Genomic DNA, 554 nt, shown 5'->3' on the forward strand with positions numbered 1-554 from the left:
TGCTTGGCTTCTGATAGGTTATTTATACAAAGCCGAGCAGACGAAAATTGATCTGAACATCAAAAGTAAGTTCCTAAAAACACCAAAAGCGATGATTGTTTACGTCACATTCGCTGGCACCATCATTCTTTGGTTGATGGGCTCAGCGCATGGCATGAACTCATACACCGTCGCTTTAATTCCGGTTGCCGTGTTCTCGCTGACAGGGATCATCAACAAAGAAGACCTCAAAAAGATCTCTTGGGATGTGCTTTGGTTAGTCTCGGGTGGTATTGCTCTAGGTTTAGCGCTCGACAAAACAGGGCTTGCGAAGCTGGTGGTGCACAGTATTCCATTTGATGAATTCTCGCCTTATGTGGTGCTATTCGGCGCGGCATTCCTTTGCTTACTAATGGCAAACTTCATGTCGCACACGGCCACAGCCAACTTGCTGATGCCAATAATGGCTGCACTTGGTACGTCCATGGCTTCTTTGACGCCATTAGGTGGTGAAGTCACGCTTATTCTTGTTGTGACCTTCGCGGCTTCGCTTGGTATGTCACTGCCTATCAGTA

At 46.9% G+C, this 554-nt stretch carries 1 protein-coding gene; it reads left to right on the forward strand.

From position 1 onward, the window contains the following. Positions 1 to 554, forward strand: a 554-nt coding sequence (locus tag R7R24_RS29505; protein WP_318120564.1) for an SLC13 family permease, incomplete at both ends; no start/stop codon positions are given.

Source organism: Vibrio sp. 704 (assembly GCF_033339295.1).